Annotated in this window: 16 protein-coding genes and 3 tRNA genes; 15 read left to right on the forward strand and 4 right to left on the reverse strand. The window is 61.4% G+C overall.

All coding sequences use genetic code 11. From position 1 onward, the window contains the following. Positions 1-69: 69 nt before the first annotated feature. The 10 genes from QMX98_RS01515 (at position 70) to QMX98_RS01560 (ending at position 8994) form a co-directional block, all read left to right on the forward strand. Positions 70-630, forward strand: coding sequence for a CvpA family protein (locus QMX98_RS01515; protein WP_221106693.1), 561 nt, complete (start codon positions 70-72; stop codon positions 628-630). Between the two features lie 41 nt (positions 631-671). Beyond that, on the forward strand, positions 672-2177 hold the full coding sequence (purF, locus tag QMX98_RS01520) for an amidophosphoribosyltransferase (protein WP_010456022.1): 1506 nt from the start codon (positions 672-674) through the stop codon (positions 2175-2177). A 66-nt stretch (positions 2178-2243) separates the two neighbouring features. Then, the gene (locus QMX98_RS01525) at positions 2244-3455 is read left to right on the forward strand and encodes an O-succinylhomoserine sulfhydrylase (RefSeq protein ID WP_010456020.1); all 1212 of its coding nucleotides are present in this window, start codon (positions 2244-2246) and stop codon (positions 3453-3455) included. Continuing rightward, entirely contained in the window at positions 3452-4225 is a 774-nt protein-coding gene (locus QMX98_RS01530; RefSeq protein WP_010456018.1) for an SDR family oxidoreductase, read from the forward strand. Before QMX98_RS01525 ends, QMX98_RS01530 begins: the two co-directional genes overlap by 4 nt. A 182-nt stretch (positions 4226-4407) precedes the next feature. Then, positions 4408-4483 (forward strand) — tRNA-Val (locus QMX98_RS01535). 55 nt (positions 4484-4538) lie between these two features. Next, positions 4539-4615, forward strand: a tRNA-Asp gene (locus tag QMX98_RS01540). A gap of 105 nt (positions 4616-4720) precedes the next feature. Further along, positions 4721-4797: transfer RNA gene (locus QMX98_RS01545), tRNA-Asp, on the forward strand. Between the two features lie 249 nt (positions 4798-5046). Then, on the forward strand, positions 5047-5556 hold the full coding sequence (locus QMX98_RS01550) for a sigma-70 family RNA polymerase sigma factor (protein WP_042932721.1): 510 nt from the start codon (positions 5047-5049) through the stop codon (positions 5554-5556). Then, positions 5553-6503, forward strand: coding sequence for a FecR domain-containing protein (locus tag QMX98_RS01555; protein WP_282410129.1), 951 nt, complete (start codon positions 5553-5555; stop codon positions 6501-6503). The genes QMX98_RS01550 and QMX98_RS01555 overlap by 4 nt, the downstream gene beginning before the upstream one ends. Positions 6504-6570: 67 nt before the next feature. Further along, positions 6571-8994, forward strand: a complete 2424-nt coding sequence (locus tag QMX98_RS01560; protein ID WP_282410130.1) for a TonB-dependent receptor — start codon at positions 6571-6573, stop codon at positions 8992-8994. 146 nt (positions 8995-9140) lie between these two features. Here the strand turns inward: QMX98_RS01560 and aldA are convergent, their stop codons facing one another. The 4 genes from aldA to QMX98_RS01580 are packed head-to-tail and all read right to left on the reverse strand — an operon-like array spanning position 9141 to position 13906. Continuing rightward, on the reverse strand, positions 9141-10574 hold the full coding sequence (gene aldA, locus QMX98_RS01565; protein WP_282410131.1) for an aldehyde dehydrogenase: 1434 nt from the start codon (positions 10572-10574) through the stop codon (positions 9141-9143). Positions 10575-10594: 20 nt separating this feature from the next. Next, positions 10595-11395 carry an HpcH/HpaI aldolase/citrate lyase family protein gene (locus QMX98_RS01570; protein ID WP_282410132.1) on the reverse strand — a complete coding sequence of 267 codons (801 nt, stop codon included), beginning with the start codon at positions 11393-11395 and terminating at the stop codon, positions 10595-10597. A gap of 14 nt (positions 11396-11409) precedes the next feature. Continuing rightward, entirely contained in the window at positions 11410-12594 is a 1185-nt protein-coding gene (rhmD, locus tag QMX98_RS01575) for an L-rhamnonate dehydratase (RefSeq protein WP_172791351.1), read from the reverse strand. 16 nt (positions 12595-12610) lie between these two features. Then, entirely contained in the window at positions 12611-13906 is a 1296-nt protein-coding gene (locus tag QMX98_RS01580; RefSeq protein WP_010456004.1) for an MFS transporter, read from the reverse strand. A 125-nt stretch (positions 13907-14031) separates the two neighbouring features. Between QMX98_RS01580 and QMX98_RS01585 the strand changes: the two genes are divergently transcribed. The 5 genes from QMX98_RS01585 to QMX98_RS01605 all read left to right on the forward strand — a co-directional run bounded on the left by QMX98_RS01585 (position 14032) and on the right by QMX98_RS01605 (position 20732). Beyond that, positions 14032-14973, forward strand: coding sequence for a LysR family transcriptional regulator (locus QMX98_RS01585; protein WP_010456001.1), 942 nt, complete (start codon positions 14032-14034; stop codon positions 14971-14973). A 184-nt stretch (positions 14974-15157) separates the two neighbouring features. Further along, the gene (locus QMX98_RS01590) at positions 15158-17989 is read left to right on the forward strand and encodes a xanthine dehydrogenase family protein molybdopterin-binding subunit (protein ID WP_282410133.1); all 2832 of its coding nucleotides are present in this window, start codon (positions 15158-15160) and stop codon (positions 17987-17989) included. Then, complete coding sequence (locus tag QMX98_RS01595; RefSeq protein ID WP_010455997.1) at positions 17982-18521, forward strand: (2Fe-2S)-binding protein; 540 nt, start codon at positions 17982-17984, stop codon at positions 18519-18521. Before QMX98_RS01590 ends, QMX98_RS01595 begins: the two co-directional genes overlap by 8 nt. Positions 18522-18523: 2 nt before the next feature. Continuing rightward, positions 18524-19759: a cytochrome c gene (locus QMX98_RS01600; protein ID WP_282410134.1), complete on the forward strand. Its 1236-nt coding sequence runs from the start codon at positions 18524-18526 to the stop codon at positions 19757-19759. A 1-nt stretch (position 19760) separates the two neighbouring features. Further along, positions 19761-20732 (forward strand): XdhC family protein, encoded by a 972-nt coding sequence (locus QMX98_RS01605; protein WP_282410135.1) that lies wholly within the window; start codon positions 19761-19763, stop codon positions 20730-20732. Positions 20733-20770: the final 38 nt, after the last annotated feature.

Consider the following 20770-nt stretch of genomic DNA (forward strand, 5'->3'; position numbering starts at 1 on the left):
CAATCGCAGCTTACCGATAGCCATGCGCTCTGCTAAAATGCGCCGCCTTATCCGTCTGTAGGCTGCACTGTGCCATTTACCTGGGTTGACTGGGCGATCGTTGCAATCGTCGCCATCTCCGCATTGATCAGTCTGAGCCGCGGCTTCGTCAAAGAAGCATTATCGCTGGTGACCTGGATCATCGCAGGAGTCGTCGCCTGGATGTTCGGTGGTGCATTGTCCGAGCACCTCGCCGGATACATCGAAACGCCATCAGCTCGTGTGATCACGGGCTGCGCCATCATGTTTATCGCCACGTTAATCGTAGGCGCAATGATCAATTATCTTATCGGCGAGTTGGTACGCGTCACCGGGCTATCCGGGACCGATCGATTCCTCGGCATGGCCTTCGGCGCCGCGCGTGGCGTGTTGCTGGTGGTCGTGGCGGTCGGGCTGTTGAGCCTGGGGCCGGTACAGCAGGACGGGTGGTGGCAACAATCACAGCTCGTGCCAAAATTTCTATTGGTCGCAGACTGGTCCAAAAACCTGATTCTCGGGTGGAGCAGTCAGTGGCTTGCCAGCGGTATCAGCGTACCCGCTGAGATACCGTTCAAGGATCACCTCTTGCCGACGGCCAAAACGCCTCAGTGAGTTGTGTTCAGTTCAGATCCATTAAGTAGGGGTTGCGTCGCATGTGTGGCATCGTCGGTATCGTCGGTAAGTCGAACGTCAATCAGGCGCTGTATGACGCGCTAACCGTCCTCCAGCACCGCGGCCAGGACGCTGCCGGTATCGTGACCAGCCATGATGGCCGGTTATTCCTGCGCAAGGACAATGGCCTGGTGCGTGACGTGTTCCATCAGCGTCACATGCAGCGCCTGGTCGGTCACATGGGCATTGGCCATGTGCGTTACCCGACCGCGGGCAGCTCGACCTCGGCCGAAGCTCAACCGTTTTACGTCAACTCGCCTTACGGCATCACCCTGGCGCACAACGGTAACCTGACCAACGTTGAACAGCTGGCCAAGGAGATTTACGAATCTGACCTGCGCCACGTCAACACCAACTCCGATTCGGAAGTGCTGCTCAACGTGTTCGCGCACGAACTGGCCCAGCGCGGCAAGTTGCAGCCTACCGAAGAAGACGTATTCGCTGCTGTAACCGACGTGCATAACCGTTGCGTCGGTGGTTATGCGGTCGTGGCAATGGTGACCGGTTACGGCATCGTCGGTTTCCGCGACCCGCACGGCATCCGCCCGATCGTCTTCGGTCAGCGTCACACCGACGAAGGCGTCGAGTACATGATCGCCTCCGAAAGCGTCTCCCTGGACGTGCTCGGCTTCACCCTTATTCGCGACCTGGCACCAGGCGAAGCGGTCTACATCACTGAAGATGGCAAGCTGCACACCCGTCAGTGCGCGACCAACCCGTCCCTGACCCCGTGCATCTTCGAACACGTCTACCTGGCGCGTCCGGACTCGATCATCGACGGCGTGTCGGTGTACAAGGCCCGTCTGCGCATGGGCGAGAAGCTCGCCGAGAAGATCCTGCGCGAACGTCCTGAACACGACATCGACGTGGTCATCCCGATCCCGGACACCAGCCGCACTGCGGCCCTGGAGCTGGCGAACCACCTGGGCGTCAAGTTCCGCGAAGGCTTCGTGAAAAACCGCTACATCGGCCGGACCTTCATCATGCCGGGCCAGGCCGCACGGAAAAAATCCGTACGCCAGAAGCTCAACGCCATCGAACTGGAATTCCGCGGCAAGAACGTGATGCTGGTGGACGACTCGATCGTTCGTGGCACCACGTGCAAGCAGATCATCCAGATGGCCCGTGAAGCCGGCGCGAAAAACGTCTACTTCTGCTCCGCAGCACCGGCCGTTCGCTACCCGAACGTCTACGGTATCGACATGCCGAGCGCTCACGAGCTGATCGCCCACAATCGTTCGACCCAGGACGTTGCCGACCTGATCGGCGCCGACTGGCTGATCTATCAGGACTTGCCTGACTTGATCGAAGCGGTCGGTGGCGGCAAGATCAAGATCGAGAAGTTCGATTGTGCGGTGTTCGACGGCCAGTACGTCACCGGTGACGTCGACGAGGCTTACCTGAACAAGATCGAGCAGGCACGTAACGATGCCTCCAAGGTCAAGACGCAGGCCGTCAGCGCGATCATTGATCTGTACAACAACTGAGTAACTACCGGCCCTGAGGGGCCGGTTTTGTATCTACTGATAAAGAACAAGGCAAGGAGTGACAGCATGAGTCAGGATTGGGATGCCGGTCGGCTGGACAGCGACCTCGAAGGCGTAGCGTTCGATACCCTGGCCGTACGCGCCGGTCAGCACCGCACGCCGGAAGGCGAACACGGTGATCCGATGTTCTTCACTTCAAGCTACGTATTCCGTACCGCTGCCGATGCGGCTGCGCGCTTTGCCGGTGAAGTGCCGGGCAACGTTTACTCGCGTTATACCAACCCGACCGTTCGCGCGTTCGAAGAGCGCATTGCCGCGCTGGAAAGCGCCGAGCAAGCGGTCGCCACGGCCACCGGCATGGCAGCGATCATGGCGGTGGTCATGAGCCTGTGCAGCGCTGGTGATCACGTGCTGGTGTCGCGCAGCGTGTTCGGCTCGACCATCAGTCTCTTCGAAAAGTACTTCAAGCGCTTCGGCATCGAAGTCGACTACGTGCCTTTGGCGGACCTGTCCGGTTGGGACGCAGCCATCAAGGCCAACACCAAATTGCTGTTCGTCGAGTCGCCGTCCAATCCATTGGCAGAGCTGGTAGACATTGCCGAGCTGGCGAAAATCGCTCATGCCAAAGGCGCAATGCTGGTGGTCGACAACTGCTTCTGCACCCCCGCGTTGCAACAACCGCTGAAGATGGGCGCGGACATCGTCGTGCACTCGGCGACCAAGTTCATCGACGGCCAGGGCCGTTGCATGGGCGGCGTTGTCGCCGGTCGCAGCGAGCAGATGAAAGAAGTGGTGGGTTTCCTGCGCACCGCCGGGCCGACCCTGAGCCCGTTTAACGCCTGGATCTTCCTCAAGGGGCTGGAAACCCTGAGCCTGCGCATGAAGGCGCATTGCGCCAACGCCCAGCAACTGGCCGAGTGGCTGGAACAGCAGGATGGCATCGAGAAAGTCCATTACGCCGGCCTCAAGAGCCATCCGCAGCACGAACTGGCGCTGCGCCAGCAGAAAGGTTTCGGCGCCGTGGTGAGTTTCGAGGTCAAGGGCGGCAAAGAGGGCGCCTGGCGCTTTATCGATGCGACCCGTCTGATTTCGATCACCGCCAACCTGGGCGACAGCAAAACCACGATCACGCACCCGAGCACCACCTCCCACGGCCGTCTGGCGCCGCAAGAGCGTGAAGCGGCGGGCATTCGTGACAGCCTGATCCGTATCGCTGTCGGTCTGGAAGACGTGGCAGACCTGCAAGCCGATCTGGCGCGCGGGTTGGCGGCCTTGTGATCGAGTTGGCGACGCCGGGTACCGGCACCCATGGCCGCGTTGCACTGGTCACCGGTGCTGCACGCGGCATCGGGTTGGGGATCGCGGCCTGGCTGATCAGCGAAGGCTGGCAGGTGGTGCTGACCGATCTTGATCGAGAGCGTGGTTCGAAGGTGACAAAAGTGCTGGGCGCAAACGCTTGGTTCGTCGCCATGGACGTCTCGAACGAGGGGCAAGTGGCGCTGGGCGTTGCCGAGGTGCTGGGTCAATTCGGGCGTCTGGATGCGCTGGTGTGCAACGCGGCGGTGGCCGACCCGCACAACATCACCCTGGAAAGCCTCGACCTGGCTTACTGGAACCGGGTGCTGGCGGTCAATCTCAGTGGGCCAATGCTGTTGGCCAAACACTGTGCGCCGTATCTGCGCGCTCACAGCGGTGCGATCGTCAACCTGGCCTCGACCCGTGCCGGGCAATCAGAGCCTGATACAGAGGCTTACGCGGCGAGCAAGGGCGGCCTGCTGGCCCTGACTCACGCGTTGGCCATCAGCCTTGGGCCGGAAATACGCGTCAACGCGGTCAGCCCTGGCTGGATCGATGCGCGAGACCCGGCGGCACGACGTGCCGCCCCCCTGACCGATGCCGACCATGCCCAGCATCCGGCGGGCAGGGTCGGGACTGTCGAAGACGTCGCGGCGATGGTGGCGTGGCTGTTGTCGAAGAATGCCGGGTTCGTCACCGGCCAGGAATTTGTGGTCGATGGCGGCATGACCAAGAAGATGGTCTACAAGTAGAAGCTGCAAGTCTCAAGCTACAAGCGGCAAGTAAATGCGAGCCCGTGCAAGCCCTGAATACGCGATCCTGCTTTTACTTGCCGTTTGAAGCTTGTACTTGGAGCTGTTTTGAAAAAACTTCAATCCTGCTATTGACTTAGGTTCGCTACCTGCGTAAATTTCGCGGCCTCGGAGATGCAAACGGGTGATTAGCTCAGCTGGGAGAGCGTCTGCCTTACAAGCAGAATGTCGGCGGTTCGATCCCGTCATCACCCACCAAATCCGAGAGTCTTGCGAAAGCAAGATGGAAGCTGTTAAAAGCCTCCACCGACGCGCAGCGGTAGTTCAGTCGGTTAGAATACCGGCCTGTCACGCCGGGGGTCGCGGGTTCGAGTCCCGTCCGCTGCGCCATATTTTCCGAGTCAGGCTTGACCTGATTCGAGACTGAAAGAGAGATTGAAAAATCTCGGAGCTTTCAGTCAGACGAGTTAATTGAGCGTCAGCTCAAAGCGATACGCAGCGGTAGTTCAGTCGGTTAGAATACCGGCCTGTCACGCCGGGGGTCGCGGGTTCGAGTCCCGTCCGCTGCGCCATATCTGCCTCAAGGCCCGCTGAACGCCTTGGAGCTACGAAGAAAGCCGCTGGCAATCTTCGAGTCGATAGCAAAGACCCTGGTCGAAAGGCCGGGGTTTTTTGTGTCTGCGATTTGGCTTTTCTCTCCTCCATACCCTCCCCAATGAACCTTTCTGCTCAGTCGATGCATAAAGGGCTTCCTTCGCACGCCTGACATTAATTAGAATCACTCTCATTTACGATAACTCCTTGGCACAGGGCTTCTTGAAATGAGCGATGCAGCGATGCCGGAGGAGCAAACCTTCCATGACTTGTACCGCGACCATCGCGGCTGGCTCGAAAACTGGTTGAGGCGGCGCATGAGCAATGGTCATGATGCGGCGGACCTGAGCCAGGATACGTTCGTGCGTGTGCTCGCCAGCTCCCAGCACATTGCTGACCTGCAAGAGCCCCGCGCCTACCTGGCGACCGTGGGCAAACGGCTGCTGACCAACTTCTACAAGCGCCGCAGCCTCGAACAGGCTTACCTCAACGCCCTGGCGCTGCTGCCTGAAGACTGCGTGCCATCCCCCGAGCAGCGCTGGATTCTGCTGGAAACCCTGCAAGCCCTCGACGAATTGCTCGATGGATTGCCTACCCCGGTACGACGGGCATTTCTCTGGAGCCAACTGGAAGGCCTGGGTTACCAGCAAATCGCCGAGCGCCTGCAAGTCTCCGAACGCACGATCAAGCGCTACATGGCCCAAGCCTACGAACACTGCCTGCTGGTGGACCTGTGATCGGTTCAGCCCCTTCAGCCGACGCCCGCCACGTCATGCGGGCTGCCGCGCAGTGGCTGGCGTTGATGGAATCGGGCACTGCCAATGAGCAGGACCGTGCGGAGTTGCAGACCTGGCGTGACAGCCATTCCAGTCACGAACAGGCCTGGCAGAAAGCGCAACGCTTGCGTCAACGTTTTAGCGACCTGCCGTCAGCATTGGCGATGGCCAGTCTGGATAGGCCGCAGCCGAGCCGGCGTGCGGTGCTCAAGCGCGCCGTGGGAGCGGTGGCGTTGGTGCCGACTGCCTGGCTGATCAGTCGGCAGTTGCCTTTGGATGTCTGGGGCGCCGACCTGCGCACGGCGACCGGCGAGGGCAAGAAAGTCCGGTTGACCGATGGCAGCTCGCTGCAATTGAACACCGCGAGCGCCGTCGATATCGATCTGAACACTCGGCTACTGAAGCTCGTGGAGGGCGAAATAGCCCTGAAAGTCCCCGGTTCGTCGCCGCTGAGGATCCAGACTCACTTCGGCCAGGTAGTCGTCAGTCAGAGCGAAGTGTGTGTTCGCCAGTGGCCGACGGGTTGCCGGGTGTCGGTGCTCAACGGCGCGGTGCAGTTGGAGCCTTTGCGCGGACCGGTCTTTTCATTGCGCGCAGGCCAGCAAGTCAGCCTTCAGGCGGCAGGTGCCGGCGCTGTGGAGCCCTTCGACGTGCTTGCTCCAGGCTGGCGAGACGGTGTGTTGATGGCACAGAACCAGCCCCTGGGTGATTTCCTGCGTGAACTCAGCACCTATCGCCCGGGTGTGCTGCGCTGGGAGCCGGAACTGGAATCCCTGCGTGTCACCGGCAGTTTTCGCCTGGAAGACACCGATCGTATCCTCACGCTGTTAGCGGCCAGCTTGCCGCTGGAGGTGCATTCGCGTACGCGTTATTGGGTCACGCTGCTGCCGCGTAAAAATAGTGTTTGAAGGGTGTCCCCTTTTTTCGCGTCGCTTGTCATTCAAGGCAAGTGAACGAATCAAGAGAGCTTCTTCAATGCCCGCAGTGTTCCCGTCGAGTCCGCGTTTGGCTTCATCCCGCCTGCGCCCGTTAATGCACTTGAGCCTGTTGCTGAGCCTCAGTGCCTGTCCGTTGTTTATCACCGCCGGTTGGGCCGAAGACGCGCCTCGACGCAGTTATCAGGTGCCGGCAGGCAGCCTTGGTGCAGCGCTGACCCGTTTCGCGGGTCTGGCCGGGGTCAATCTGTCTGTGGACCCGGCGCTGGTGAGCGGTCGCAACAGCCCCGGTCTGTCCGGCGAGTTCGCCGTGGAGGAGGGCTTTGCGCGGCTGTTGCAGGGTTCCGGTCTGCAACTGCAACCGGTGGGCGAGCAGGCCTACATCCTGACCTCGGCGCCCGAAGGCAGCGGTCTGCAACTCGGCGCCACCTCGATTCTCGGTTCCATCGACCCGGTGGGCGGTGATCCGTATGCCGGCGGCCAGGTCGCGCGTCGCGGTTCGCAAGGCTTGCTGGGCTCCAAAGATTTCATGGAAACGCCGTTCAGCATGACCACCTACACCAGCGAGGTGGTCAAGAACCAGCAGGCGCGGACCTTGGGCGACCTGATCGCCAACGATCCATCGGTTCGTGCCACGAACCCGGCGGGTGGGCGCTATGAGCAGTTCACCATTAGAGGGTTGAGCCTGTTCAACAGTGATGTTGCCTACAACGGTCTCTACGGCGTGTTGCCGACTTATACGATTGATATGGAGATGGCCGATCGTGTCGATGTGATCAAAGGTCCGAGCCAACTGATCAACGGCATCTCGCCGCGGGGCAGCGTGGGTGGCGGGATCAACGTGGTGGCCAAGCGCGCCACCGACAAGCCCATTACTTCGTTTACCGGTATGTACGCTTCCGACAGCCAGGTCGGCGGCGCAGTGGATGTTGGCCGGCGCTTTGGTGAAGACAACAAGTTCGGCATTCGTTTCAATGGCGTCAAGCAGTCTGGCGACACCGAATGGGATCAGCAGAATGTCGACCGCGAGATGGCCGTGCTGGGCCTGGATTTTCGCGGTGAACGCCTGCGTCTCTCGACGGACGTCGGCCGTACCGAGCGTGATACCGACGCGCCGCAGGAGCGGGTGCAGGTCAACGCCAACGCGCAGGTTCCACATGCCAGCGATGTGCGTCACAACTATGCGCAACCCTGGAGCAAGGCGAGTACCAACGACACTTTCGGCACGGTGAACGCCGAATTCGACGTCAACGATTCCGTGATGCTCTACGGCGGTGTGGGCGCGCGCAAAAGCAATCATGATTTTCTCCGGCATGCCGTCGCGGTCACCAACGACAAGGGCGATTTCAGCGTTCAACCCCGTGATTTCACCCGCGACGAAAATGTCCGGACGGCCACGGCTGGGGTGCGCAACTGGTTTCATACCGGCCCGGTGAGCCACGAGGTCAATCTGGCGGCCAGTTATTTCTACATGGACTTCGAAAATGGCGGCGCACGTTACGCGGCGGCCCCCAGCAACCTCTACAACCCTGTGGAAACACCGACGCCGGTCAGGCCGACGCGCCAGGATCCGAAGGTCTATACCGAGAACCGCTTCAGCGGCGTGGCCTTGTCCGACACCCTGGGATTCTTCGATGACCGTTTGCTGCTGACCCTGGGCGCCCGCTGGCAGCGGGTGAAGGTCGACGACTGGTCGGATAACGTCAAAGGCGACACCGCCTACGACGAGGAAAAGGTTTCGCCGTCGGGCGGCATCCTGTTCAAGGCCACCGATAAGCTGTCGCTGTACGCGAACTACATGGAAGGCCTGAGCCAAGGCAAGATCGCGCCATCGACCTCGATCAACGAAGACGAGATTTTCCCGCCATTCATCAGCCGCCAGGTCGAGGTCGGCGCCAAGTATGACGCCGGCGCGTTTGCCATGACCGCTGCGGTGTTCCGGATCAAGCAGCCTGCCTATGAGACCAACGCCACAACGCGGGTTTTCGGCCCGAACGGCAAGCGTGAAAACACGGGTGTGGAACTGAGTGTGTTCGGTGAACCGCTCGAGGGTTTCCGCTTGCTCGGCGGTGTCATGTATATCGACAGCGAGTTGACCAACACCGCCAATGGCACCTTCGACGGCAACCGGGCGCCGGCCACTCCGAAATACAACGTCAACCTGGGCGCCGAGTGGGACGTGCCGCCCGTGCAGGGCCTGACCCTCACCAGCCGGGGCATCTATTCCAGTTCGCAGTATCTGGACCAGTCCAACAACAAGGAGATCGAATCGTGGGAGCGTTTCGACGTGGGCGCACGCTACGCGTTCAAGGTCGAGGAAAAGAACATCACATTGCGCGCCAACATCGAGAACGTGGCCGACAAGCGCTACTGGAGTTCGGCCGGGGCGTCGGATGACAGTGAGCCAGGGTTGACGCTGTCGACACCGCGGACCTATCTGCTTTCGGCGACCGTCGACTTCTGACGGCATCGCGTTGACTGACCCGACGCCATCGCGAGCAGGCCCGCTCTCACACTGGTTTTGTGTTGTTGCATAGATTTAATCAACAACACCAATCCCCTGTGGGAGCGAGCCTGCTCGCGATAGCGGCATCAGCAACGCCGCAAGACTCAGCCTTGCAAGTAAACCGCATGGGTATGGGTGTACTCGTAAAGCCCATGCTTGCCATCCGCGCCGCCAATCCCGGATTTACGCACCCCGGCATGGAAGCCCTGCATGGCCTCGAAGTTCTCGCGGTTGACGTAAGTCTCACCAAAATCCAGCTCGCGCATTGCGTGCATGGTTTTACTGAGGTCGCGGGTGTAGATCGACGAAGTCAGGCCATAGTCGCAGTCGTTGGCCAGGGCGATGGCTTCGTCGAGGTCGTCGATAATCTGGATCGGCAGCACCGGGCCGAAAATCTCTTCGCGCATGATCTCCATGTCGGCGCTGCACCCGGCCAATACCGTGGGCTGGAAGTGAAAGCCGTTCGGCAAATCGGCAATCTGCCCACCGCTGATCAGACTCGCGCCCTGGCTCAAGGCCGTGCGCACTTTGCGGTTGACGCTGTCCAGGCCCTGACGGTTGATCAGCGGGCCCATTTCCACCTCTGGCCGGGCAATCGGATCGCCATAACGGGTGGCGCTCATCGCCGCTGCGATGCGTTCGATAAACGGGTCGGCGACCTTGCGTTCGACGTACACCCGCTCGGCGCAATTGCACACCTGACCGCTGTTGATGATCCGCGAATCGCGAATGGCTTTTACTGCCAGATCAAGGTCGGCATCCGCCAGCACAATGGCCGGCGCCTTGCCGCCCAGTTCCAGGTTGAGTTTGGTGATGTTCGGTGCGGCGGCGGCCATGATTCGCGAACCGGTGTCGACGCTGCCGGTGAAGCTGATCATGTCCACGCCCTTGTGCGCACTGAGCGCCGCGCCCACTCGACCATCGCCGCAAACCACGTTGAACACGCCCGCCGGCAGATCGGTTTCGGCCACCAGCCGGGCGAATTCGAAGCAGTTGTTCGGGGTTTCTTCACTGGGTTTGATCACGATGGTATTGCCGGTCAGCAGGGCCGGCGCCATCTTGCGGGCAATCAGGAAGAGCGGGAAATTCCACGGCAGAATCCCGGCGACCACGCCCAGTGGTTTGCGAAACAGAAAGATGTTTTCGTTCTGCCGGTCGCTGGTGATGATTTCGCCTTCGATGCGCCGGGCCCACTCGGCCATGTAGTCGAGGTAGTCGGCGGTGAAATTGACTTCCACTTCCGCCAGGCCGCTGACCTTGCCTTGTTCGAGGGTGATGGTGCGGGCCAAGTGCTGGACGTTCTCCCGCAGCTTGGCGGCGATCCGGCGTAGATGCCCGGCGCGTTCAATCGCCGGTTTGCGCGACCAGTCTTTTTGCGCGGCGCGCGCGGCGGCAAGGGCGTGGTCGACGTCTTCGGCCGTCGAGGCCGGGACTTTCGACAGCATGACACCCGTGGCCGGGTTGATCACATCGATATGGTCGGTGCTGGCCACGAACTGGCCGTTGATGAAGTTTTCGTACACGGGCACGGACGACATTGGGGCGACTCCTTGGCTGATCAGTAAGTGCGCGACGGCGCGTGTTCGGTGGCGGGTGTGCGATAGCGGGCCAGGGTGGCCGTGGCGCTTTGGCGCAGCAGGCTGATGTCGATGGCCACGGCAATGAACTGACACCCCCAGCTTTGATAGCGGCGCGCGTCTTCTTCGTTCGGCGCGAGGATGCCGCAAGCCTTGCCGGCTGCGAGCGTTGCTTTCACTGCGTGCTGGATGCGTTCCTGAACGTCAGGATGGCCAGGGTTGCCGGCATGGCCGAGGCCGATGGACAAATCCGCCGGGCCGATAAACACCGCGTCGACGCCTTCGACGGCGGCGATCGCTTCGACGTTTTCCACGCCAATCCGCGATTCCACCTGAACGATCAGGCACAACTGCTCATGGGCGGTGTTCAAATAATCCGGCACGCCGTCCCAGCGCGTGGCGCGAGTCAGGCCGCCGCCGACGCCACGAATGCCATGCGGCGGATAGCGCATGGCGCGCACCAGGGCGGCCGCTTGCTCTGCGGTTTCGACCATCGGAATCATCAGCGTCTGCGCACCGATATCCAGCAGTTGCTTGATCAGGTTGGCATCGCCCGTCACCGCACGCACCACGGGCGCCGTGGAGTAGGGCGCCACCGCCTGCAATTGCGCGAGTACGCCGGGCACGGTGTTCGGCGCGTGTTCACCGTCGATCAGCATCCAGTCGTAACCGGTTGTGGCGACGATTTCGGCGGCGTAGCCGGTGGCGAAACCGGCCCAGATTCCGTACTGGGTCGCCGGATTTTTCAGCGCGGCCTTGAAAGCGTTGTGAGGCATGTTCATAGCGGGGTCCTTTCTCAGCGGTTGTACGGCCGATGCAGGTGGCATTCCGGATTCAGGGTCACGCCGAAACCTGGCTGGTCGAGTGCCGACAGGCGCATGCGGCCGTTCACCGGCACCGGTTCGCCGAGCAATTGCGGGTGGAACATCGGCACCACTTCGTCAGCCTTCGGCGCCATCATCAGAAACTCGGCGAACGGGCTGTTATGCCGGGTGGCGACGAAGTGGTAGCTGTAAACCGAAGAGCCGTGAGGAATCACCAGCGCGTTGTGGGCATCGGCCAGGGCGGAAATCTTCACCAGTTCGGTGATCCCGCCGCACCAGCCGACGTCCGGCTGGATGATGTCGCAGCAGCCCATTTCCAGGAGCATGCGGAAACCCCAGCGGGTGGCTTCGTGTTCGCCGGTGGTCACCAGCATGCCTTTGGGCACGTTGTTGCGCAGGGCCGCGTAGCCCCAGTAATCGTCCGGCGGCAGAGCCTCTTCGATCCACTTCAAGCCGTACTCGTGGGCGCCGACCGCCAGCTTGGTGGCGTAGTTGAGGTCCAGGCTCATCCAGCAATCGAGCATCAGCCAGAAGTCCGGGCCCACCCGCTCGCGCATGGTCGCCAGTTCTTCGAGGTTCTTGCGCAGGCCTTCCTCGCCTTCGGCCGGACCGTGGTGTAACGGCATCTTGCCGCCAATGAAGCCCATTTTCTGCGCCAGGTCCGGACGGGCGCCGGTGGCGTAGAACTGCAATTCGTCGCGCACCGCACCGCCGAGCAACTGATGCACCGGCTCTTTGCGGATCTTGCCGAGCAAGTCCCACAACGCCAGATCAACCCCGGAGATCGTGTTGATGACGATGCCTTTGCGACCGTAATACAGGGTCGATTGGTACATCTGGTCCCAGATTTTTTCGATGTCGGTGACCCGTGCGCCTTCGAGGAAACGCGCCAAGTGTTTTTCGACAATGTACGCGGCAGGCTCGCCACCGGTGGTGACGGCGAAACCGACCGTGCCGTCGCTGGCTTCGATCTCGACCACCAGCGTGCCGAGCACGTTGATGCCGAAGGTGCGGCGGCTCTGGCGGTACTCGGGGTATTTGCTCATCGGCGTGGCAATGTGATCGTCGATCCAGTGACCGTCCGCCTGATCGTGATAATCCGCGCCGCCGCCTCTCAACGTGAAGGCTCGGACGTGTTTGATGGTTGGAATGCCCATGGTGTGACTCCTCAGGTTAAACGGTGGCCGGTGTGTTGGAAGGCTTGTGGACGGGTGAGCGGATGCCCAGGACCAGCAACGCGGCGATGACGGTGGTGCCGGCCAGCACGTACAAGCCTGCGGCCGGTGAATGGAAGGCGCCTTCGGCCCAGTTCTTCAGGACCGGGGCGATGAAGCCGCCGAGGGCGCCGAACGAGTTGATCAGGGCAATCCCGGCTGCAGCGGCGCTGCCGGCGAGATAGCTGGAAGGGAAGGTCCAGAACACCGGTTGCACAGCGATGAAACCGGAAGCGGCGAAACACAGGGCGACGATGCCGAGGAACGGGCTGGCGAAGGTCACCGAGCAGGCGATTCCAGCCGCGGACATCAGCAACGTCAGGCAGGCGGTGCGGCGACGTTCGCCGGTGCGGTCGCTGTAGCCGGGAATCAGGTACGCCGCGACTATCGCGCAGATCCATGGGATCGCCGTGACCAGTCCGACCATCAGCCCGACCTTGGTGCCCAGCAGCCCGCCGACCTGGGTCGGCAGATAGAACACCACGCCGTAGACGCTGGCCTGAATCAGCAGATAAATCAGGCACAAGTACAGGACTGAGGGTTGGCACAGAACATTGAGCAGGCTGCGGCCATGATTCTGTTTGTGGCTGTCTTCTTGATCGAGGATGCCTTGCACTTGCTGGCGTTCTTCAACCGTCAGCCACTTCGCGTCGGCCGGGCGATTGTCCAGATACCAATAGGCCCAGACGCCCACCGCCGTGGCCATCAAGCCTTCAACCGCGAACAGCCATTGCCAGCCGTGGACGCCGGCAAATCCGTCCAGCTCCAGCAGCAAGCCAGACAACGGACTGCCAAAGATGAACGCCAGCGGTGCTCCGAAGTAGAAAAAGCCCATGGCTTTGCCGCGCGCGGCGCTGGGGAACCAGTAGGTGAGGTAAAGGATCACGCCGGGGAAGAAACCGGCCTCGGCCACGCCCAGCAAAAAGCGTAGGACGTAGAAGCTGGTTTCAGTGTGGGCAAAGACCATGGCGGCGGAGACCAGCCCCCAGGTCACCATGATCCGGCACATCCAGAGGCGGGCGCCGACACGGTGCAGGATCAGATTGCTCGGCACTTCAAGCAGCGCGTAACCCACGAAAAACACCCCGGCGCCGAAGGCGAAGGCGGCGTCGCTGATGTTGGTGTCGGCTTGAAAGGCTTGCTTGGCGAACCCGACGTTGGCGCGGTCGAGGAAGGCCATGATGTACATCAGTAGCAGGAAGGGGAGTAGCCGCCAGGAAATTTTGGCGAGCAGAGGCGCAGGTAGAGTCTTCATCGCAGTTTTCCTTTGGTAGGGCATTTGTTCTTATGGGAAAGACTGTACGGCCGCGGATCGATGCGTTACAAATCGAATCTAGCTCACAACTGATACCTTAAAGGTATCGATAACAAAGGCCCGCCATGACCACGCCGATCATCTCCCGCAGTCTGCTCAACCGCCTGCGCTACAAGCATTTGCACATGCTGGTGACGCTCAGCAGCAGCCAGAACCTGCACCGCGCCTCGCAAAGCCTGAACATGTCGCAACCGGCGGCGACCCGGATGCTGCATGAGATTGAAGACATGTTCGGCTGCGATCTGTTCGAGCGCCTGCCGCGCGGAATGCGGCCAACAGCGCTGGGCAGCGAGTTGATTCGTTTCGCCGAATCCGCCCTCAGCGGCCTCGACCGCTGCGCCGAAGACCTGATCGCGCGGCAGCAGGGCGGTTACGGTTATCTGTCCATCGGCACCATCATGGGCGCCGCACCGGACCTGGTGATGGATTCGATTGCCGAAATCAAGGCGCTCAATCCGCAATTGCGCATTCGCATCATGGGCGACACCAGCGATCAGGTGATCCAGTTGCTGGAGCAGGGCCGCATCGACCTCGCCATTGCCCGTCGCAACGCTGCCACCGACAGCGAACATTACGAGTTCGAACAACTGGGCAACGAACGGTTGCTGGTTGTCGTTCACGCCGGTCATCCCTTGGTGCAACGGGAAACGCTCGAACTCTCGGAACTGGTCAGCGGCTGGCCGTGGATCCTGCAGCCGGAAACCAGCCCGGCGCGCATCGGGCTGGATCAGGCCTTGCAGCGCCTGGCCTTGCCGACACCCGCCGACATCATCGAATGCAGCTCGGTGTACTCGATGCAGCAACTGATTCAACTGACCGACGCCATCATGGTGCTCTCGGAAACCGCGTTGCGCGACTACCTGAAAATGGGTCTGGTGGTGGCGCTGCCGGTGGAGCTGGATGTGCAACTGGCACCGTTCGGATTGTTGCTGCGCAAGGGTGAACACATCAGCCGGGAGTTGGGTTTGTTCATCGATTTGCTTCGCCGGAAAGCGGCGGTTTTCTGATTCTTTGGTCAGATTTTTGTTGCCAGTTGTTTTCTACAAGCCGATATACCTATAAAGTTAACCTTTCGGTCAGCTTTGCACTGTCAACACAGCCCTTTGCCTCGTCAAAAAGGGCTTCTGCAAGACTCGAGATCCCCAGAACATAACCAGAAGGGCGGACCCATAACCGCCCAGAGGATGATCCATGTCCAACCGTGAAATATCCCGGCGCTCGTTCCTTCAGGGCGGGCTGGTGGCGGGTGTGAGCGTGACGCTCACGCCGCTCAGCAGTCAGGCGCTGGCGGCCTTGATGGAAAACAGCGTGACCGTGCCTTCCGAGCAATGGCTCGGCAACAACGGCAAGGCGCGCTCGCGTAACGATGCCTTGTCCAAGGTCTGCGGCAGCAAAGTGTTTGCCCGCGACATCCGCGCCAAGGACATGCCGGGCTGGCCGCAGCAACAAGGCCACGCCATGCTGCTGAAGACCACCAAGGCCGATCGCATTTATGCCGGTTACGACCTGACGTGGCTCGGCGCCGACTTGCAGCCGGACCGCATTGTCACCGCCGCCGACCTGGACAAGGACGGCATCGCCTTCCCGGAAGAGCACGCGCCGGATCCGCTGCTGCCGGAGGGCAAGGTGCCGATGTTCATCGGCCATCCCGTGGCGATCCTGATCTGGAACGACTTCGAACGCTTCCGCCAGGCCAAGGCCAAACTCAAATTCAATGACAAAGCGATTCGTTACGGCGACAAAGTGCCGTTCTACGAAAGCGATCCCTACGGCAGTTTCCGCTACGTGCGCGTCGGTGGGGCGACCTCGGCGGATGAAGACGAATTCGCCAGCCTGAAGGATTCGATCCTGTTCCCGATGCTGCGCAACCGTCGTCCGGTGTGGAATTCCCAACCGAACCTGCACGGCAACCTGACCGAGCGCGGCTTGTTCTACGCCGAGCGCATGAAGCAGCAAATCGACACGCCGCCAGACAACTGGCTGGTGTTCGACGAGCGCTACAAAACCCCGTCAATCGAACCGGCGGCGATGGAACCGGATAACGGCAACGGCTGGTACGACCCGGCGACCAAAACCCTGCATTTTGTCGTCGCCACCCAGTGCCCGCTGGAGACCGCGACCGAAACCGCGAAGATGATCGCACCGTCGCGTTTCGGCCTGGCCAACCTGAACATGCACCCGGGCTACACCGTCGGTTATGGCTCCAAAGATCACAACATTTTCGTGTACTACGCGGCGCTTGCGGCGTTGTACGGCGCCGGTGTGCCGGTGCGTCTGGCCAACGATCGCTACGAGCAGTTCCAGAGCGGCATCAAGCGTCACCCGTTCGACATCCGCTACCAACTGGCGGTGGACAAAACCGATCACAGCTTCAAGATTTTCCGCGCCGAGATGAACGTCGACGGCGGTGGACGGATCAACTACAGCCCCTCTGTGGCGGCGGTTGGCGCCACGGCGGCGCAGTCGATCTACTACATGCCGCAGAACGATTTGCAGGTCACCGCCTACCATTCCCGCGCCGTTGAAGCCGGGTCGATGCGTGGATACGGCACCCTGCAAAGCATGGCCTCGACCGAGATGATGGTCGATGAGATTGCCGATCGCCTCGGCATTGACGCCATTGATCTGCGCAAGAAAAACGCCATGGTCTCGGGCATGAAAAACACCCAGGGCGCGGTGCCGGCAGGCGCGTTGCGCCTGCACGAAATTCTCGATAAAGCCGCTGTCCACGAAGTCTGGAAAAACCGCGACGCGATCAAAAAGCAGCGCGAAGCCCGGGACCCGGACAACTGGTACGGCGTCGGTTTTGCCATCTGCCAGAAAGACTTCGGCACCGGTTCCGAAGCGCCGATGGCCAGCATCGAATTCACCGCTGATGGGCACATCACCCTGCGCCACATCGGTATCGAAATCGGCACCGGCATGTCCACCTCGCAAGCCTTGGTCGTGGCGGATTTCCTTGGCGTCCCGGCGACTGAAGTGAAGACCGGCGAGACCGAATGGAAAGAGTTGCAGCTGATCACCGGCGGCAACCCGTACCTCATGAGCCAGGCCGAGCAGGACAATGTGCTGCGCAATCCGCGCTGGGTCGGCAAACTCGCCTCGGCCTCATCGGCGACCAACTCCGCCTATTACTTCAGCCACGCCACCCGTGAAGCGGCGCGCGTGTTGTTCAACCACGGTTTGTGGCCGGCGGCGTTGCAGATCTGGGGCCAGGGCCCTTACGGCGGCCAGGCCAACCCGTATGTGGTGCGCCGTGAAGATGCGCATTGGGTCGACGGCCGACTCACCGCCAACGGCATGCAGCCGCTGAGCTTTGAGCAACTGGCCAGGCACGCCCACGAAAAAGGCCTGGTGACCGGCGCGACCGTGCACGGTTTCAACCGCTGGAGCTGGGCTGAGGCCGAGTTCAGCATCGACGGCGTGCGTGAACGTCTGCCGCTGGACGGCTTGGCGGTCAAGTACGGCGATGGCGCGCCGAGCGTGAAAAAGGCGCAGATGAACAGCGCCGGTTTTCACTTGCTGGATCGCCAGAACGTGCATTACCCGGACACGCAGTTGAACAACGCGGCGGTGACGTATTACAGCCCGGTGGCGACGCTGGTGGAACTGAAAGTGAACAAGGGCTCCGCCGAAGTGCAGGTGCTCAACCACCACTCGTGGGTCGAGTGCGGTCGGGTGCTGGTGGAAGAACTGGTCAAGGGCCAGCTCGAAGGCGGGATCGCCATGGGCATCGGCCATGCGTTGATGGAGGAGATGCCGCTTTACGAAGGCGGGCCGGGGGAGGGTGACTGGAATTTCAACCGCTACCGCTTGCCAATGGCGCGCCACGTGGCGGTGTGGACGCAGACGGCCGAAATCCTGCCGCCGCTGTCGCCGAGCGATCCATCCAAGGGCATCGCCGAAGTGGTGATGATCCCGGTGGTCGGTGCCATCGGTAACGCCGTGGCGCATGCCATCGGCAAACGGGTCCGCGACCTGCCTATCACTTCTGCCCGCATCAAGGAGGCCCTCAATGGCTAACCGTCCGCTTCAACTGACCCTCAACGGTCAATCCGTCGGCCCGGTGGACATCCCTGATGACCTGCCGATGATCGATTACCTGCACGAATACAAAAACCTCACCGGCTCGCGCCTGGGTTGCGGCCAGGGCATCTGCCACGCCTGCGTAGTGATCGTCGACAACCCGGACGGCACCAGCGAAGAAGTGCGCACCTGCATCACCGGTGCGCACTATTTCGAAGGCAAAAAAGTGCGGACCATTGAAGGCCACGCGACCCGCGATGAACAGGGCCAGGTCACCGAACTCAATCCGATCCAGCAGCGCTTCGTCGATGAATTTGCCTTCCAGTGCAGCTACTGCGCACCGGGTTTTGTAAATGCCGCGACGGTGTTGGTGGAGAAGCTGCAACGTCAGCCCATCGTCAAAAGCCAGCTGGAAAAAGTCATCGAGGACAGCCTCGGTCACCATATCTGCCGCTGCACCGGCTACGTGCGGTATTACAGCGCGACGCGCAACGTGCTGACCGATCTCGGCCTGGTCAAGGAGGGTTGAGCATGAAGCATTTACTGTCCCGTCTGGCATTGGCGGCGGGTCTGGCTGCGTCTGTGTTGCTGGCTCATGCGGATGATCAAGTCGTTCGTGGTGCCTATCTCGCCCGCGCCGCCGATTGCATGGCCTGCCACACCGCGCCGGGTGGCGCGCCGTATGCCGGTGGGCTGCCGATCGTCTCGCCGTTCGGCACGATCTACGGCACCAACATCACCCCGAGCAAAGAGCACGGCATCGGTTTGTACAACGATGACGAATTCTTCGCCGCGCTCACCGAGGGCAAGCGTCGCGACGGCGCGAACCTGTACCCGGCGATGCCGTACACCTCCTATCACTTGATGCCGCGCGCAGATTCCGATGCGATTCACGCGTACCTGAAAACCGTCGAGCCGATCGAACGGGCAGCGCCGGTCACGAGCCTGAGCTTTCCGTTCAACGTGCGCCTGGGCTTGACGGGCTGGAACATGCTCTACGGCAAGGACGTGAAGTTGGCGCCGACCGACGGCAAAAGCGAAGCCTGGAAGCGCGGCCAGTACATGGTCGATGTGCTCGGTCACTGCGGCGAATGCCACACCCCGCGCGGCTTGCCGGGCGCGATGCAGCAGGACAAACGCATGACCGGCGGTGTGCTCAACGGCTATCTGGCGCCTAGCCTGCTGGCCAACGACCTGGCCGCTCGCGGCTGGAATCATCAGGACCTGAGCACGTTCCTCAAACACGGCATGAGCGCCCAGGGCACGATGTTCAACGAGATGTTCCCGGTGTTTCACAACAGCACCCAAGGCCTCAATGACCCGGACCTGGCAGCGATGGCAACCTTCCTGCTCGGCGATCAACCGCCGACCGCGAAGGTACTGACCGACGTGCCGCTGGACAAGCTCGGTGCCAGCGCCCAGCGCGGTCGTCAGGATTACCTGAACGTCTGCGCCGGTTGCCACGCGGTCGGCGGCGAGGGCAAGCCGCACATCGCCGTGGCCATGCGCGGCAACACCACGCTGCGCCTGGAAGATCCGCGCAACCTGGTGCGGGTGATCGACGACGGCATTGGTGAGCAGAAATTCACCGGGTTCGAACACATGCAACCGATGCCGGGGTTCGCGGAGAAGCTCAGTCACGAGCAACTCACCGATCTGCTCAACTACCTGCGTCAAGGGTGGGGTGGTCAGACAGGTGATCTGGCCGTGAGCGACGTGCAGACGTTGCGCGCCGATGCACCGCCACTCGAGCACAAGGCGCACTGACATGCAGCATCTCGATCTGCAAGTCGTGCGCCGGGCGCTGGAATGGTCGATGGCCGGCCAGCGCATCTGGCTGTGCACGGTGCTCGCCACCTATGGCTCGGCGCCGCGCGCGCCGGGTTCGTTGCTGGCGGTGAATACCGACGGACAATGGATCGGCTCGCTGTCCGGCGGCTGCGTCGAGGAAGACTTTCTCGAACGCGTCGCCGAGGGCGCGTTTGTTGATGCGGTCAGCGTGGTCCGTTATGGCGAAGGCGACGATCCGCATTCTCGTGTGAGTTTGCCCTGCGGTGGTGTGCTCGATGTACTGGTGGAGAAGCTCGAATCCGGGTGCGAGGTTCAGGCTCATTTGCGGGAACTGGAGTCAGCGTTGCTCGGCCAGCGGCGGCTGATCCGCGAGATCGATCTGGCCAGCGGTGCACGCAGCCTATTCACTGATCGTGAGCAGGGCGTGCGCATCGAACGGGAGATTGATCGGGTGCGCGTGCGGATCGGCGCGGCTCAGCGTTTGCTGTTGGCGGGGTATTCCAGCGTCGCCCAGGTGTGCGCGGAGTTTGCGGTTGGCCTCGGGTTCGAGGTGATTCTCTGTGATCCGCGCGACGAGGTGCTGGAAGGTGTCGTGCTGGAAAACGTTGAGATTCGTCGTCAATTGCCGTCCGTGTTCATTGCTGATGGCGGCTGCCACAGCGACACCGCGGTGGTGGCCTTGACTCACGATCCGCGCATCGACGATTTGGCGATGATGGAAGCCGTACGCACCGAGGCGTTTTACATCGGTGTGATGGGCTCCCTGCAGACCTCGCAGAAGCGCTTCGAGCGGTTGCGCAGGATTGGTGGGTTGGGAGACGCAGAGCTGGCGCGGATTCATGCGCCCATCGGCCTGAATCTGGGCAGTAAAACCCCTGCGGAAATTGCCCTCGCCGTACTCGCCGACATCCTGCGAATCCGCAGCGGCATCGCACGGGATCGACTTTAGACACCATTCCCCTTGTGGGAGCGAGCCTGCTCGCGAAG

Source organism: Pseudomonas sp. PS02303, from assembly GCF_029959925.1.
In the GTDB taxonomy this organism is placed as follows: Bacteria; Pseudomonadota; Gammaproteobacteria; order Pseudomonadales; family Pseudomonadaceae; genus Aquipseudomonas; species Aquipseudomonas mandelii.